The organism is Actinoallomurus oryzae, assembly GCF_039541955.1.
Classification (GTDB): domain Bacteria; phylum Actinomycetota; class Actinomycetes; order Streptosporangiales; family Streptosporangiaceae; genus Actinoallomurus; species Actinoallomurus oryzae.
Window position 1 is genome coordinate 275,105 of record NZ_BAABHF010000010.1, and the last position, 15,709, is coordinate 290,813.

The window sequence follows — 15,709 nt, forward strand, 5'->3', positions numbered from 1 at the left end:
GTGCCCGTACCCAGAATGGAGACCCATGACATCCGCGCGCCATGAACTGATCGCCATCACCGGCGGCCCCGGCTCGGGCAAGACCACCCTTGTCGAGCTGCTGCGCGAGAACGGATTCGCCGCCGCGCCGGAGGCCGGGCGCGCGATCATCCAGGATCAGAGCGCCATCGGAGGCACCGGCCTGCCCTGGAGCGACACCACGCTGTTCGCCGAGCTGATGTTGTCCTGGGAGATCCGCTCCTACCGGTGGGCGCTGACGCGGACCGGGCCGGTGTTCTTCGATCACGCCGTGCCGTGCGTGGCGGGATACCTCCGCCTGCTGGGACGCGACGTGCCGGACCATGTGGAGGCCGCGGTGGCGGCGTTCCCCTACCGCCCGCAGGTGTTCATCGCGCCGCCATGGCCGGAGATCTACCGCACCGATGAGGAGCGGCGCCAGAGCTGGGACGAGGCCCAGCGGACCTACGAGGCCATGGCCGAGACCTACGCCCGATACGGGTACGACCTGGTCGAGCTGCCCCGTACCGACCCGGAGGAGCGCATGAGGTTCGTGCTGCGCCACATCGCCCGCTGACCGCGGGTTAGTGTCCTACTCGTGGATGAGGTCAAGCTCGCCGAGCTGTACAGATACCCGCAGGCCGGTCGCTGGCTGCGGGCGAACATGGTGGCCAGTCTGGACGGGGCCGCATCGTATGAGGGGAAGGTCAGTCCCCTCGGCAGCCAGGTCGACCAGCAGGTGCTCTCCTTCCTGCGCGGGCTGGCCGACGTCGTGATCGTGGGAGCGAACACCATCCGCGTCGAGGGGTACGGGCCGATGCCGCCGCAGGACTCGTGGCGCGACGTCCGGAAGGGGCGGCCTCCGGCTCCCCCGCTCGCGATCGTGTCCGCGCGGCTGGACCTGGACTTCGACGCGCCCGTGTTCACCGACGCCTACGTACGGCCGATCCTCATCACGTGCGCGAGCGCGTCCGCAGAACGCCTCAAGGCGGCCGAGCGGTGCGCCGACGTCCTCGTCTGCGGTGATCTCATCGCCGACATCGGCCAGGCGCTCGACGCGCTCGCCGAGCGGGGATTCACCCGGCAGCTCTCCGAAGGCGGCCCCCGGCTGCTCGCCGAGATCGCGGCGGCCGGGCGTCTCGACGAACTCTGCCTGACGCTGAGTCCACGGATCGTGGCGGGAAACGGACCGCGCATCGCCAACGGGCCCCTCATCGAGGACCTGCCGTTCCGGCTCGGCCATGTCTTCGAAGAGGACGGCTTTCTGTTCACCCGGTACGTACGAGTGGCGGCGGGCGACGCCTGACCGTGGCGCTAAACGACGTTGTGGCGAGCGGTGGCCGGCGGACGCCAGCCCAGAATGCTTTCCACCATTCGCACGGACGGCACGATTTCGGCGACGTCGTGAACCCGGACGATTCTCGCTCCTTGCAGAATGCACACCGCCACGGTCGCGATGGTTCCCGCCAGCCGTTCGTTCTGGGGAAGGTTCAGGGTCTCGCCGATGAAGTCCTTGTTGGACACGGCCACAAGCGTCGGATAACCGATCCCGGTGATTTCCGGTAGCCGGCGGGTCAGTTCCAGCGAGTGGTAGGTGTTCTTGTTCAGGTCGTGGCCGGGGTCGAGGATGATGCGCTCCGGCGACAGGCCACGGCCGATCGCGGCATCCGCGCGCTCGCGCAGGAAGGCCGCGACCTCCCCGGCGACGTCGTCGTACGCGGGGCGCGGAAACGGCGTGCGCGGCGCGGCGAGACTGTGCGTGATGATCAGGTTCGCGTCGGCCTCCGCGACGACGTCCGCCAAGCTCAGATCGTGCAGGCCGGTCACGTTGTTGATCACGTCGGCGCCGGCCGCGAGCACCACCCGGGCGACCTCGGGACGGTAGGTCTCAACGGAGATCACCGCGTCGGTCCGCTCCCGCGCCGCCGCCACGACCGGGACGACGCGATCGATCTCCTCGCGCTCGGTCACCTCCGGCCCCGGCGCGAACGGAACCCCTCCGATGTCGATCCAGTCCGCCTCGTGCGCGATGGCGTTCTCGACCGCCTCGACGGCCTTCGACAGCGCGAAGGTGCGCCCACGATCATGGAAGGAATCCGGCGTCCGATTGATTATCGCCATGACGGCGACTTGACGCGAAAAGTCGAACGCCCGGCGGCCAATGGACCGCCGCGGACCGATGAAGTCAGGGTAGAAAATCTGAGGATTCGCTTCCATGCGCCCGACCTTGACGAAGATGGGTACGGTATACCGGCCGTGCCAGCATAACGGCAGCTCACCGAACCCCCGACCGGCCTGTTTTCGGCGCCCGGGGTACGACGCCGGCGGACAGTGCAGTGCCTGATCGTCGTCCGGCGAGTGACAGCAGTCTGACCGTGACGCTCCGTGTATATACGATCACTCTCTGTAAAGATGCCTCGTGACAGAAGGGATCCGCATGGCAATCACCCGACGTACCGTCCTCGCCGCCGCCACGACCCGCACCGTCACGGCGCTCCTGGCGGCGGCGTCTCTCATAACCGGCGCGGCCACGGCGGCCACCGCACAGCCGCGTCCAGGCGTCGTGCCGCTCTACCGGACGTACCAGCCGAATGTGCACGACCACTTCTACACGACCTCGACCGCCGAACGCGACAACGCCATCATGAGGCTCGGGTATCGCCCCGAGGGCGTCGCCGCCTATGTCTTCCCGCAGCAACGCTGGAAGACCGTGCCGCTCTACCGCCTGTACCAGCCGAACGTCCACGACCACTTCTATACGACCTCAGCCGCCGAACGCGACAACGCGACCACACGACTCGGCTACCGCCCCGAGGGCGTCGCCGCCTACGTCTTCCCGCAGCAACACCGGGACACCGTGCCGCTCTACCGCCTGTACCAGCCGAACGTCCACGACCACTTCTATACGACCTCAGCCGCCGAACGCGACAACGCGACCACACGACTCGGCTACCACGCCGAAGGCGTCACCGCCTACGTCTACCGCCCGTAGACGGACGACTCGCCGAACCCGCCGGGCCCTACGGTCCGGCGGGTTGTTCGGCCTGATCCCCCCAGAAGCCCCCGTCATGGGCGGATCGAGGCCGAGGAACCTTCCCGCGCGGCAGGATGCCCGTATTCCCTAACATGCCCGCGTGAGCGGAAGACAGGCCAAAAAGGGCCGTCGAGGGCCGCGGTCGCACGGCGGTGGCGAGTCGGACCAGGAGCCCATCGAGCTGCGGCCCGACGAGCCGATCCGCGACCTGCTCGACAGGACGCCGGTGCGGCTCCGCATCGAGGGAGACCTACTCGTCGGCTACGGATTCGGCCACCAGCGCGTGGAGATCCCACGGTCTTCGGTGAAGTCGTTGGGCTACTACTACAAGGCACGCTACAGGAGCGGCCCGCGGCAGGGCCTGGTCGTTCTCGACGGCGAGGGCCGCATGCTGCTGCGCGCCAAGGGAAGCTGGACCAAGAAGGTGCTCGCCTTCAGCGCCAAGGCCGGACTGCCGACTCCGCAGCACCGGGACGAGGGGCGCCTCTGGCGTCGGGCAAAGGGCTACCGGCGGTTGCGGACCGCTCCACGCGGCGCGGAGCCGGCCACCGCTCTCGTGGTCGTCTTCGTGCTCGCGGTCGCGATGCTCGGCGGGATGGCCGGCCTGTTTCTGGCCCAGCTGCTGCCGGCCTCGTTCGGCGCGGTGCGTTTGCTCTTCTACGGCCTGGCCCTCATCGGGGGAATCATCGCGGGTGCCGTCGTGGGCGGCCAGGCGGTGAAGTACGCGACCGAGGCGCTGAAGTGGATGGCGCGCCTGGTGACCCCGTCCGGCGAGAGGCCGCCCGCCGCCGCGTCCACGAGGACATCTCCTCGGAGGAGCCGCCGCACCAAGAGCGACTTCCCCCAAGTCGTCGTGTTGGCCCTCCTCATCTTCGGGCCGATCGTGCTCGCGGCCACGCTCAGCAACGGGATACAGGACGAGCGCCTCATCAACCGGCTGCGCCATCACGGAGTCCGCGTGAGCGGCCAGGTGTGGGATCAGGTGGCCGTCTCGCGCTCGACCGGCTATCGCCGCGATATGAGCGTGGAACACCGCATACACCTTCAGTTCGTGACAAATGGCAACCGGTTGGTCTGGACCGCCGAGCCGGCGATCGACGGGCACCGCTACAGCAAGGGTCCGCTCAGCGATGCCACGATCGTTTACGACCCGGCGAATCCCGAGACGGCGGTCGTGGCCCAGCAGCTGAGGTGGTCCCCATGGGGTGGCGGACGCACCGGGAACCTGGTGTTCGGCAGTACCCTGACCGCCGCACTGGCCGCGTACGTGCCCTTCTGGCTGCGCCGGCGGAGGGCGCGCTGACGCCCCGCCAGAGGGAGAATCAGCGGCAGGACTACCGCTTCGGGCCCGAGAAGATCGCCATGTACCTCGAGCGCTGCCACGACATCACGATCAGCGGGTCCGAAGCTCGGCGGTTCTCGCCATGCTCACTCCACGGGCGGCACGCCGGGAAGCCCCGGCCGTCGGCGACCACGTACTACGCTGTACTCGGCGGTGGTCAGCCGTCAGGGCCAAGATCCGACTCGGGGCAATATATGTGCAATGATCAAGGTCCGGTCGGTAGGCTCAGCTCTTGCCGCTAGGCGCTGACCAGCGACAAGCCCTCGTAGCTCAGGGGATAGAGCAACGGTTTCCTAAACCGTGTGCCGCAGGTTCGAATCCTGCCGGGGGCACCTATGTGATGTCTCAGGACATCGGAAACCCTCCGAACCTACGGGGTCGGAGGGTTTTTTCTTTGGGGTTGGTAGTCGCGGGTGGGGTCGATGGTCAGTTCGCGGAGGAGTTCTCCGGTGGTGGCGGTGATCACGCGGACGTGGAGATCGTCGATGAGCATGATGACGTGGGTTCGGGCGTGGGTTCGTCCGATGCCGAGGTGGTGGAGCCGGCCGCCCGTGCGCAGGGTGACGACGCCGGAGTCGTCGATGCGGTCGTGGCGGACCCGGGTGTGGGTGTCGGCCTGGCGGCTGGTGGCGGGCAGCGCTTTGGGCAGGGTGTTGTAGACGGTGGCGGGCGTGGCTCGGTGCGGCAATGACCGGTGCGGGCGCTGGTGGTTGTAGGCGTGGGTGAAGCGGTCGATGAGGGCCTGTAGCTGGGCCACGGTTGCCGGCTGATCAGGCTGGGCCCGTAGCCATTTCTTCATCGTCTGCTGGAAGCGTTCGGCTTTCCCGCAGGTGGTGGGGTGGTTGGGTCAGGTAGCGGCTGATCGTGGCCCGCGACACTTTCCGCTGGTGGTGGTGTTCCAGATGCCAGGCGATCGTTTCGGGCCCGGCGTCTAGCCCCTGCTCGGATAGTTCTTTGTGGATCCGGATGATCAGCTCCACCGTTCCGGCATCGATCGCGGCCGGAGAGGTCTTCGGCCGCCGCGACCACGGCTCGTACGCTGTCTCGCCCTCGGCCCGGTACCGGGCGACCAGCTTCGACACCCACCCCTTCGAGACCCCGTAAGTGCGGGCGACCTCGGCCTGGGAACGGCCCTCAACGACCACCGCGGTGATCACAAGTCTGGCTTTCGACACCGCCAGACTCTGACCCCCCAGGGTTTCCTATGTCGTGAGACATGCGTTTCCTATGTCCTGAGCGAGCACACTGCCGGGGGCACCTACTACAGACAGCGAGTCCCCTACTTGACCAGCACAACCACTGGCGCGGTAGGGGTTTCCTGTGCGCAGGCAAGTGCCGCCCGATGCCGTCATGCGCCGCCATCCGTGGGTATGACGTGGGTACGCCGGTCGTCCAGCGCTCTGCTTCGATCTCCTTGCCCATCTCGCCCAGCCTGATCAATGCAGGCGGCCGACACGATGCCGGCCGGCCCCGGGTGGGGGCTTGAGCCGACGCGCAAGCTCTAGCAGAGGCCGGCCTCCCTGGCGGTCGGTGACCCTGCCCAGCCCGTGCCGTCCCGCCAGACGCTGGCAACGTTCTGTTCCTCCAAGAACCCCACGCATGCTAGCCCGATGTCCTCGTTGAAGACCGCGAGCATGCGTACATGGGCATGGCCGTTGGGGTAGAGGAAGTGTCGGTAGGCCAGTAGCTGGGCGAGGGCTTCTCGGGCCGCGCCGACTGCGTCGCCGCGGCGGAGCATCTTGACCTCGATCAACCACTCGGCGTCGCCATGCTTGACGGTCAAGTCGCGTGGATAGACCTTGGTGTTGGGATGGAGTCCTAGAGTGTGTCCTCAAAGCCATATGAGCAGGGTGGCCAGGTCGATCATGCCTTGGTAGGACTGGCCGGTTTTGTCGTAGCGGGTGGCGATGGCGCGGTATTGCTTGAGGTGGGCGAAGCAGCGTTCGACGACGTTGCGGCGCCGGTAGATATGTGGGTCGAAGGCAGGTGGCCGGCCGCCGGATGGGCCGCGGCGAAGGCGGCCGGCTTGCTGGTCGCGTCGTTCGGGGATGGTCGCGGCGATGCCGCGGCGGCGTAGGTAGGCGCGGATGGCGCGGGAGCTATAGCCCTTGTCGGCGATCACCCGTGCCGGGCGACGCCAGGGCCGGCCTGGATGGATCCGGGGATGGCGGGGAATGCAGATACCGGACATGACCTGCTCGAACATTGTGCAGTCGTTGACGTTCCCGCCGGTCAGCACAACCGACAGCGGCCGGCCATGCCCATCACAGGCGAGATGGATTTTGGTTGTGGTCCCGCCCCGGGACCGGCCGATAGCATGATCAGTTCAGTCTGACCTCCGCCGGCGCTGGCCCCCTGTGTGGCCGGTCGCTTGGCGCCGTGCACCGGCGGCGTGCTGGTGAGCCCGCACGATCGAGGAGTCCACCGACACCTCCCGGTCCAGCTCATCGATCGCTTCGGCGATCACCCGCGCCCGACAGACCAGCATCGTCAAGGTGCCGTTACGGGACCAGCGCCAAAACCGGTTGTAGACGGTCTTCCAGGGCCCGTACCGCTCGGGCAGATCCCGCCAGGCAACCCCGGTCTTGGCCTTGAACAACATCCCGTTGATCACCCGCCGATCATCCACCCGCGGACGTCCGCTCACCCGACGGCGGCAGCAGCGGTTCAATCGCCCGCCACTGCTCATCGGTCAGCTCATGCCTCTTCACCACGAGCCAAGATCAAACCAGATCACCCACCCAACCTTTGAGGACAGGCTCTAGCCCCTGCAGGAATTTGCCGTACTCGCGGATAACTGTTTCGTGCTTGCGGGTTTTGCGCTGAGTGTGGGCTGCAACGTTGGCGACGTACTCACCATCGTTCTTAGGTTTGAACTCAGCGGGCCTGTCTGGCCCGGGCGTGGGCGTCCGCACCGTGGTGACGATCTTGTCTGGAATCGTCTGGCGAACCTTTTCGCGAGCAATCAGCGCTTCCTGGTAGAGACGGACGTATCGCTGCAGGTCGGTACCATCGTTGCTTCGTCGGGCAGGTCGGCGATGCTGTAGGTGGTGGCGAGGATGTTCCTATACTCATAGTGAACCGCCGCACAATCCATTGGGCAACCGGCGCCGGCGAGGCCCCGGCTATTTCTGCGGCGATACTGCGGAATTTGGCGGACGTTGATCAAGGCAGCGCGATCACAGCTTCTACCTCGGCAAACGTCCCCGTGTAGAGGGTTCTGCAGGTTCTGCGGATTCTGCGGCGGTGGGGCACTTGGCCCGGACAGTTCAAGGCAACGGGGGTGTGGATGCGGCCAATGATACGCCGATCTGGTTGATTTGAATGCGCGATTTACTGGTCATGGTGAGTCCACTCGATCGACTTGGACCGCACGACCAGGCCGCCGACGGCCAGTGGAGGAGTTCTCCGATGTATTTCGCCATGGATCGTCGCGGAGGACGACCTGACCGTCGTCTCATTCGTCTACAGGACTGGGTCATGAACCTCGGTGACCGTCAGCCCCAACTGCTTCGCCAAGCGGGGGGTACCATTTCCCCAGGTGGCGAAGTGGACACCGCTAATCGGTAAATTTAGAATCAGTGATTTACTACTCGCCTCGACGCCTTCCTCAGGTACGCCGAGAGTGCGATATATGTTTTTCCGTCAGGCATAATGGTATTTTCGAGCAGATCTCGAATCTGAGCGATAGAAAGTCTCCTCAGATTCATACGTTTTCGGTCTGCGGCGGAGCGCTCGGTTGTTGTCAGATCACTTGCCATAAAGCAATATATCTGCTCAGTGCTACTTCCCACTGAGGGATAGAAGCTGCCAAGCGCGGTTAGAGTATTCGGACGTAGCCCGATCTCCTCCGAAAGCTCACGCCTTAGAGCACTCTCGACAGTTTCTCCGGGCTCCACCTTTCCTCCAGGACATTCGAGCAACGTCTGCCCAAAAATGGGACGCCATTGCTCGACCAGCATAATCTCGCCAGTCTCTAGGATGGGTACAGCAATGGCTACCTTTGGTTGGTCTATAAATACGACCTCGCGCCGGATCTCGCCATCTATATCGTAACGAAAGATATCTGAGCAGACCTTGAAATTTTTCGCATGGTAGATAAGCTTCTGCGTCACAGTGCCACCTTCCGTGCCTGTTTCCAGGCGAGTTGATAGCTTTTGATGATTCCATGTGTAAGTTCTACATCTGAACGGCTCATGCAATATTGAATCGCTTCCGTACCGCGTCTCCCAGGCAGGAACGTGCTAACAAAGACCTGTTCGTCATCAACGATGATGGCCCGCCAGACAGGGTAACCCGTCGCTAGCCGCATCTCTATCGAGACGCCCATGAGCTTAGCGAAGGCGCGAAGGCGGCTGACCGTGGTTTCTAGATCCGTTCGCCATGCGTCCGACGGCTCCCCTTCCTCTTTGGCCCGCTCATCGAAAGCCTTGCATGACGGGTCCAGGAGAAGGAACTTGATGATAATCGGCCTATCGTGGCGTTTTTCCAGAGCGCGACGGAAGATATCCTCCGTTACAGTCCGCTTCGCACTTATTCCGAAGAATGCGATCTCTCGCCGGGTTTCTGAGATCAAATCCCCAACTGAAAGGCGTTCCGAAGGCGCGCGGGCTACGATGTTAATCGTAGCGGTGTTTTCTTCTGACGTGCTGGCGCTCATATTTCGATATAGACCAACACAAACGCGTACCAGTATTGCGACGAGTATAAGTCCGACGACCGCCACCACATAGAGCCAGTTGGGGCGCCGCGAGAACAGAATATTCGATATTGTCGCTGATAACACACTTGCAGGGATGCCCAAAAAAGCCGCAATTAATGCGGAGTCTCTAAGGATCTTAGTAGGGCGCTGGCTATTGTCCATGGTAGATCTTCATCACTGGTGAAAGGTTGTGAGTCGTAGCAAAGGCACGCAAGGCATCCACGGTCGTTAGATATAGATCGCTAGTATTACGCCGTAATAGGCGTAACGACCAAGCATCGAGCGATTGATGCCAGCCGGCATGTTCGATGAAATCGCTTTCTTGCAACTCTCTTTCGAGCTCGCTTAGGGGCACGTAACAGGTATGATTCTTAGACGAGACTTTAAGCTGCCTAGCTAGGTGCGGAAAGGGTAGGGTGCGCTTGACGGAAAGTACCGAGCTATCCGTCGCTTCGCCGATCAATAGCGCCAAAGAGTCACTTGTAACACCACCGGCAATTCGTGACGAACTTACGACTATCTTAAAACTAGTGCGCAATACGAACAGCTCTTCGATACTTTCCGCAGGCTTTGGGCAGCATGTAAGATCGTCGCGCGAGAGAGCCCGATGGAAATGGTCCGCGATTATTCTGGCACTAATGTCAATTAGCGAACAGCCAATGCTGTTCATGAGAGCATCCGTACAGCCTACAGCCCGGGCCCATTCAAGGAAAAGATGTCCTCCCATGCCGCCAGGAACAATCGTGGTCCTTATGTCAACGGCGGCCGCGGCCCTTGCGAACGAGATAACTGCGGCTAAAGCCTCGAAATCAATTCCTTCTGAACCTCGGGGCATAAGCGCATTTCCGCCAACCCTTATCACCAAGCCACGAGCCGTAGAGGCCAAACACCCCGGATCCGTCAAGTTAGCTTCCCTCGGTGGCTGGGCCGGTAGACGTGAAGTGAATAAAGCTTCTGTATCACAGTGGCCTAGGTAGGGCAAGACGCGAGCCTGTTGTGAGCCCAAGATGCTTCGGTTGCATTCTGGCCCTATCGGTGGTCGGCCTCGCAAGAGCACGTGAGCCAGCGAGGGCGGACGGCGGTCCTTCTGGTGGGCTTGACTTCTTCGAGGGCATATCCGAAGACGACCCGGTCTGCACTCTAGTGTTTCTCATTAGCATAGGTCACGATTCGAGTGGGAATTCTGGCCATCGAGCGTGGGCGAAATAGAGGTTTCGGGTGGTCAATAATGCGCCCGGCCCCGTGCCAGGGAATGTGCCACCTTGGCACGCGGTGTGACAGAACCGCAAGCAGCAGCGAAGACGTCTCTGAGCAGGAGGTTTCCGCCGCGGGGCGTGTCATGCAGTTCCCGGCCTGGCGTGCAGTATCTCCGAAGTAGGTGAGAGTGCCGGTCTGTAGATCAAGGTAGTGCGGCCAGTTCAGTTGACCACCAGTGGTGTAGAGCACCGAGACGCGGACCGTGCCCTGGCAGGCGAGCCGCAGACCCAAAGGTCTAGCAGAGGCACTGACGTTCAGCCAGGTAGCCTGCAAGTGCAGCCTGGACTATCCAAATGATCGCGTGGTGGGTACCAGATGGGTAGGCCGCGTGCTGTTGAGCGAGAACCTGCATGTCAGACGCATTACGGTCGTTGCGTTCCTAAACCGTGTGCCGCAGGTTCGAATCCTGCCGGGAGCACCTAGATCAACCAGCGAAAACACCGGCTTGAGCAGCGAGACGCGGAGCGTGTCCCCCCGGGCGCCAAGGTCCATCGCCGGGTTCCGCGCCTGCTGAGCTACCCAGGAGCCGGTCGGGTTGGCCGTCACGCCGGCAATGTGCGACCTCCTGGTCCCGTGCTCGGTGAAGATCAACACGTACAGCCGGCGGTGTCGACGTGCAGGAAGCCTGGCTGCGACGATGCCCCATCCGGGGTTCTGCCGGGCCATCACCACCACCGCCCGCTGGCGTTGATGTCCTCCTCGATGCCGGACAGGCCGGAGGGTCTCGCTGGCGCCGGTGAACACGAATCGCCATGCGGGTACGCGCGGCGGAGACGTCATCGAGGGATCTCGACCGCGAAGTTGTTCGCCGTCAGCGCGGCGGCCGCCCGCGCCAGGCGCTGCGCGGGCGCCGGGTCGGCGTACGGTGCCATCGGAATCGGGGTGGTCATAGTGCCTCCTAGCTTGCGTCGTAGGGAGCACGTGTTCGTCCACCGGTTCGACAACACGCCCCCGGAATGTGAGGCGGCGTGCCGACCTCACATTCCAATGCGCTGTCATGTCGAACCGGTGAAGGCAGATGCGACCGAAGGAGTCGGCGGCACCATGAGCATCCCATCCGACCCGGGTCTGGACGCGGTCATGAGCGAGCGGCGGCAGCTGGTCAATCTCGCGTACCGGCTCCTCGGCTCGCTGGCCGAGGCCGAGGACGCGGTGCAGGAGACGTACGCCCGCTGGTACGCCATGTCCCGGCGGCAGCAGGACGCCATCGAATCACCCGGCGCCTGGTTGACGACGGTCGCCAGCCGCATCTGCCTCAACCTGCTCGGCTCGGCACGGGCCCGGCGAGAGACCTACGTGGGCGAATGGATCCCCGAGCCGCTGCCCGAGCCCACCGCCGCCGACCCGGCGGACCGGGTCACCCTGGACGAATCGGTCAACATGGCGTTCCTCGTCGTGCTCGAGTCGATGACCCCGGCCGAGCGCGTCGCGTTCATCCTCCACGACGTCTTCCGCTACCCCTTCGCGGAGGTGGCCGAGATCACCGGCCGTACGCCGGCGGCATGCCGCCAGCTCGCCTCCTCGGCGCGCCGCCGCGTCCGCGCCTCGCAGGCACCCGCGAGTCCGACGGCCCGGCAGGCCGGCATCGTCAGGGCCTTCAAACGGGCGTGGGAGGCCAAGGACATCAACGCCCTCATCGGACTGCTCGACCCCGACGCCACGGCCATCGCCGACGGCGGCGGCCTCGCCACCACCTTCCTGGACCCCATCGAGGGCGGCGAGCAGGTCGCGCGCGCCTGGGTCGAACTCGCGGGCCGTGCGACCAGCGACATGGCGTTCGTGGAACGCACGGTCAACGGCCAACCCGGCCTGGTGGCACTGCATAACGGCGTCACCGTGTCGGTGTTCGCGTTCGACATCGCCGGCGACCGCATCAGGCGCATCTGGGTGATACGCAACCCCGACAAGCTCCGGCCCTGGAAGACGGGTTGACACGCGCGTCCTGCCCGGCCGGGCCACATGGTCCGATGCGTCCCCCAACCCCCGAGAGCCCCGGCCCGCGGTACGCCGTGGTCGTGGGGAGATGAGGGCCGCAACGGAGCGTGGCGCATCTCGCTGGTACAGCCCATCGGCGGCGACCTGGCCGAGGCGCGCGCCGCCGGCCAGAGCATCGCCTTCCAGCACCAGCCCGAGACCGCCGGGCGCAAGCGGCGCAGGGAGGTGTGCCAGGTGGGCGAGGACTCCTGGCTGATCACCTATGACGCGCCCTGGCTGACCGGGCCCCTCGCGCACTTCCGGGTCAGCGTGGTCCGCCACGTCGGCTCCATCTTTCAAAACGGCGTGGTGGCAGCGGTCCGGAACACCATCGGCTCCGGCTCGATCCCACAGGGCACCAGCGTGCTCGTCGGCCGCGAACAAGGAGCCGACCAACTCCGCGCAACGTTCCAGCCCGGCGACCAGGTGCAGGTGGGCTTCCACCTGATCGATCAGGACCAGTTCCGCTTCGCCGTGGGCGGCTTTCCGATCCTGCGTGACGGCGCGGCCCCGGACGGCTGTCGAACGTCGGCTCGGCGCCGCGCACGGACGCCGGCCTCAGCCAGGCCGGCACCCGCCTGTACCTGGTGGTGGTCGACGGCAGCTCGTCGACCAGCGCCGGCATGCTGGTGCGGCCGAGAAGCGTTGTGATGGTTCAGGTACTCACGAAGCACCATTGCCAGATGGCCAGTTGGATCGAGTTCACCGGACGAGAGGGCACACAAACCGGCCTGTGCTTCTTTGACCTTGCAGACGACGGCCGGATCGCCCGAATCACCGACGCCCGATCCATACGAACTTCCGGCCAGCCGAGCTCATCTCGTCGAACGCTACTAATGGAGATCCGAAAGAACATAACCGGATAACCGGATGACAATTCCCTAGGATGAGCATCGGTTGATGCTGGCCGCTGCCAACGCCGTACGCAAGACCTAGGCCGATCGTCGCGGACAGGGCTGGTGCATTTTGCTGATGACGGTGCGGTTGATGCGTTTTAAGGTTTGGCCATGGCTTTCACCCCTGTTGAAGCGGCGTATTTGGCTGGTCAGCCACGCGGACGGCTGGCGACGGTCGCGCCTGACGGCACACCGCAGAACAAGCCCGTCGGGTTCGGCTACAACGCCGAACTCGGCACGGTCGACATCTACGGCTTCGGGATGGAGTCGTCGGCGAAGTTCCGCAATATCAAGCTCCGACCGGATGTGTCCTTTGTGGTCGACGACGTGGTGGGCGCCGGGGCGTCTGGTGTGCGCTTTCTAGAGATCCGGGGCCGGGCGGAAGCGGCGTCGCTGGCCGTAGCTCCGGCAGAGCATATGAGCACCGGCTTCATCCGCATCCACCCGCGCCGGATCGTCGCCTACAACATCGATCCGGACCGGCCGGGTTTCTACGGCCGAGACATGCCGTTTGAGGAGGCAGGTCAGTGACGGTGGAGACCGCGGTCGTTCTGGGGCCCGGCGGCCCGGTCGGTACGGCGTGGCTGGCCGGCCTCGCGGCGGGGCTGCGCCGTGAGGGGGTCGACCTTGGTGCTGCCGATCTGATTGTCGGCACGTCGGCGGGCGCGATCGTGGGAGCGATCCTGGCCAGTGGAGGAGACCTCGATCGGCTCGCGCTGCGTCCGCCGGCCGATCCTGGTGGCGTGCGTACTGATCCGCAGAGACTTGCGAAGGTGTTTGCGACGCTCGGCGATACCGAGCTTGAGCGAGCCGAGGCCCTGCGCCGGGTCGGCCGGCTCGCTGTCACCGCTTCGACCGGCGGCGAGGATGCCGCCATCGCCCGGATGCGGTCACTGGTCGGCGCGGCGGAATGGCCGGACCGGCCGCTCCTGATCCCGTCGGTGGACGCCGAGACCGGCCAGGCGGTGATATGGGACCGGCACGGCTCCGCATCACTGCCCGAGGCCATGGCCGCCAGCATCGCCTTCCCCGCGACCGCGCCGCCGATCACCATCGACGGGCGTCGCTACATCGATGGTGCTCTCCGGGCCGGAACCAACGTCGATTTGGCCGGTGACGCGCGCGTCTTGATCGTCGCCGAGCCGATGGCGCACATGTCCGGCGCGAACGGTGTTACGGCAGGCGAAGGGGTCGTACGGCTGGTTCCGGACGCTGAGGCGATCGAGGCATTCGGACCGGATATCACCGATCGTGCCACTTGGGAATCCGCATATCAGGCCGGCGTCAGACAGGCTTCGGACGCCGCCGAGCGTATTAGACGGTATGACGTGACCGCTCGGTGGAGCTGAGTGGTTGCAGGCCGGGGCCCCGCTCACAAGATTCGTGGGTTGCCGGGGCCGCCACCGCCCCAGCGCGAGAGGGGAAATCGTCTGGGGCCGGCGTGCGGTCACACGGCTAGGGCGCCGCCGACGAAGGTCCGTTCCGGCGGAGATGCCACGAGTTCGACCATGGTGCCGGCGCGGAGTTCCTCGCCAAGGACGCGGGTGATCGCGTCGGTGAGAGCGGTGCCGAGGCGTGCGACGATTTGGGCGGCGTCGGGGCGGTCGAAGACGCCGGCGCGGATGCCCAGAATCACCGAGGCGTTCGTGTCCACGGCCTTGCCGCCCTGCGCGAAGCGGTCTGCGGGGACTCCGGCCAGGCGGATGCTCACGAGGTCGCGGGCCCATTCGCCGTAGACGTCGACGATCGCCTCGGTCAGGGCGGTGACGAGCTCGGGTTCCTTGCCCGTCAGCCTGTTCTCTGGAAGGTGGACGGTCAGATGCGGCACAGTGGACCTCGTTTCCCTTTGATCCTAAAGGCTTTGAATATAAAGGTATCTGGTGGAGGTCGCCGATGTCCACGGAATCAGACGGTCCGGCCGTCGATGAGGCCGTCCGCACCCTGCTGCTGCTCATGCCACGGCTCGTCGGCCGCGCCAAACGCCTGCCCATCCCCCCATCGCTCCAGGGCCTGGACCTCGCGCCGCGCCATCTCGCGCTGCTGGCCCATCTGGAGTACGACGGTCCAGCCAGCGTCAACGAGCTCGCCGCCCGCCTGGAGGTGGCCCCGACGACCGTCAGCCTCATGGTGAGCGAGTTGTCGCGGCCGGGGGTCCTGGAGCGTACCCCCGATCCCGCCGACCGCCGCCGCCGCATCATCGCCATCTCCTCCGCCTACACCGGACCGATCGGCGAATGGCTCTCCGGCAGCGCCTCCGCCTGGGAGCGCGTCATGCGCGACCTCAATCCCGCCGAACGCGCGACGGTCATCACCGCCCTGCGCGCCTACGAGGCCGCCTTGGAGTAAGGGATCATCCGGAAGCGGAACGATCATTCCGCGCTATCAGCCACCTAACATCGGGTGTTTCAGTTTCTGTCGTCGCGGAGAGCGGCTTGGAACCGCGTGTGTACGCCGAGACGCCCGGTCAACGGATGGACGACGATGGCGGCCTGTGTGGTATCGGCTTC

16 protein-coding genes, 1 tRNA gene and 1 pseudogene are annotated in these 15,709 nt (G+C 65.0%); 10 read left to right on the plus strand and 8 right to left on the minus strand.

All coding sequences use genetic code 11. The features are described 5' to 3' along the window. The first annotated feature begins 25 nt into the window (after window positions 1–25). Window positions 26–574, plus strand: coding sequence for an AAA family ATPase (locus ABEA10_RS06160; protein WP_345458548.1), 549 nt, complete (start codon window positions 26–28; stop codon window positions 572–574). Window positions 575–595: 21 nt separating this feature from the next. After that, the gene (locus ABEA10_RS06165) at window positions 596–1,303 is read left to right on the plus strand and encodes a pyrimidine reductase family protein (RefSeq protein WP_345458550.1); all 708 of its coding nucleotides are present in this window, start codon (window positions 596–598) and stop codon (window positions 1,301–1,303) included. 8 nt (window positions 1,304–1,311) lie between these two features. Here ABEA10_RS06165 and folP read toward each other — a convergent pair whose 3' ends face one another. Then, window positions 1,312–2,214 carry a dihydropteroate synthase gene (folP, locus tag ABEA10_RS06170; protein WP_345458552.1) on the minus strand — a complete coding sequence of 301 codons (903 nt, stop codon included), beginning with the start codon at window positions 2,212–2,214 and terminating at the stop codon, window positions 1,312–1,314. Between the two features lie 220 nt (window positions 2,215–2,434). On the opposite strand from folP, the gene ABEA10_RS06175 reads away from it, so the two are divergent. The 3 genes from ABEA10_RS06175 to ABEA10_RS06185 all read left to right on the plus strand — a co-directional run bounded on the left by ABEA10_RS06175 (window position 2,435) and on the right by ABEA10_RS06185 (window position 4,705). After that, on the plus strand, window positions 2,435–2,989 hold the full coding sequence (locus tag ABEA10_RS06175) for a hypothetical protein (RefSeq protein ID WP_345458554.1): 555 nt from the start codon (window positions 2,435–2,437) through the stop codon (window positions 2,987–2,989). Window positions 2,990–3,131: 142 nt separating this feature from the next. After that, window positions 3,132–4,334, plus strand: coding sequence for a DUF3592 domain-containing protein (locus ABEA10_RS06180; RefSeq protein ID WP_345458556.1), 1,203 nt, complete (start codon window positions 3,132–3,134; stop codon window positions 4,332–4,334). Between the two features lie 298 nt (window positions 4,335–4,632). Beyond that, window positions 4,633–4,705: transfer RNA gene (locus tag ABEA10_RS06185), tRNA-Arg, on the plus strand. A 38-nt stretch (window positions 4,706–4,743) separates the two neighbouring features. On the opposite strand, the gene ABEA10_RS06190 is transcribed toward ABEA10_RS06185, so the two are convergent. From ABEA10_RS06190 to ABEA10_RS06215, 6 genes and pseudogenes are all read right to left on the minus strand, one after another. Continuing rightward, window positions 4,744–5,172 (minus strand): integrase core domain-containing protein, encoded by a 429-nt coding sequence (locus ABEA10_RS06190; protein ID WP_345458558.1) that lies wholly within the window; start codon window positions 5,170–5,172, stop codon window positions 4,744–4,746. Next, window positions 5,144–5,548, minus strand: coding sequence for a helix-turn-helix domain-containing protein (locus ABEA10_RS06195; RefSeq protein WP_345458560.1), 405 nt, complete (start codon window positions 5,546–5,548; stop codon window positions 5,144–5,146). Before ABEA10_RS06195 ends, ABEA10_RS06190 begins: the two co-directional genes overlap by 29 nt. Before the next feature lie 326 nt (window positions 5,549–5,874). Further along, on the minus strand, window positions 5,875–6,156 hold the full coding sequence (locus ABEA10_RS06200) for a hypothetical protein (RefSeq protein ID WP_345458562.1): 282 nt from the start codon (window positions 6,154–6,156) through the stop codon (window positions 5,875–5,877). A gap of 48 nt (window positions 6,157–6,204) precedes the next feature. Continuing rightward, window positions 6,205–7,087 (minus strand): annotated as a pseudogene (locus tag ABEA10_RS06205) (IS5 family transposase). Between the two features lie 864 nt (window positions 7,088–7,951). Next, window positions 7,952–8,488, minus strand: a complete 537-nt coding sequence (locus ABEA10_RS06210; RefSeq protein WP_345458564.1) for an NUDIX hydrolase — start codon at window positions 8,486–8,488, stop codon at window positions 7,952–7,954. Next, a complete protein-coding gene (locus ABEA10_RS06215; protein WP_345458566.1) occupies window positions 8,485–9,237 on the minus strand; it encodes a hypothetical protein in 753 nt (250 codons plus the stop codon). The genes ABEA10_RS06210 and ABEA10_RS06215 overlap by 4 nt, the downstream gene beginning before the upstream one ends. Before the next feature lie 2,139 nt (window positions 9,238–11,376). On the opposite strand from ABEA10_RS06215, the gene sigJ reads away from it, so the two are divergent. The 4 genes from sigJ to ABEA10_RS06235 all read left to right on the plus strand — a co-directional run bounded on the left by sigJ (window position 11,377) and on the right by ABEA10_RS06235 (window position 14,551). Continuing rightward, window positions 11,377–12,264, plus strand: coding sequence for an RNA polymerase sigma factor SigJ (sigJ, locus tag ABEA10_RS06220; RefSeq protein ID WP_345458568.1), 888 nt, complete (start codon window positions 11,377–11,379; stop codon window positions 12,262–12,264). A gap of 237 nt (window positions 12,265–12,501) precedes the next feature. After that, window positions 12,502–12,957: a hypothetical protein gene (locus ABEA10_RS06225; protein WP_345458570.1), complete on the plus strand. Its 456-nt coding sequence runs from the start codon at window positions 12,502–12,504 to the stop codon at window positions 12,955–12,957. A gap of 356 nt (window positions 12,958–13,313) precedes the next feature. Continuing rightward, a complete protein-coding gene (locus ABEA10_RS06230; RefSeq protein ID WP_345458572.1) occupies window positions 13,314–13,733 on the plus strand; it encodes a PPOX class F420-dependent oxidoreductase in 420 nt (139 codons plus the stop codon). After that, entirely contained in the window at window positions 13,730–14,551 is an 822-nt protein-coding gene (locus ABEA10_RS06235; RefSeq protein ID WP_345458574.1) for a patatin-like phospholipase family protein, read from the plus strand. Before ABEA10_RS06230 ends, ABEA10_RS06235 begins: the two co-directional genes overlap by 4 nt. A gap of 98 nt (window positions 14,552–14,649) precedes the next feature. On the opposite strand, the gene ABEA10_RS06240 is transcribed toward ABEA10_RS06235, so the two are convergent. Then, window positions 14,650–15,030, minus strand: coding sequence for a tautomerase family protein (locus tag ABEA10_RS06240; protein ID WP_345458576.1), 381 nt, complete (start codon window positions 15,028–15,030; stop codon window positions 14,650–14,652). Between the two features lie 65 nt (window positions 15,031–15,095). On the opposite strand from ABEA10_RS06240, the gene ABEA10_RS06245 reads away from it, so the two are divergent. Continuing rightward, window positions 15,096–15,548 (plus strand): MarR family winged helix-turn-helix transcriptional regulator, encoded by a 453-nt coding sequence (locus ABEA10_RS06245; protein WP_345458578.1) that lies wholly within the window; start codon window positions 15,096–15,098, stop codon window positions 15,546–15,548. Window positions 15,549–15,709 lie beyond the last annotated feature (161 nt).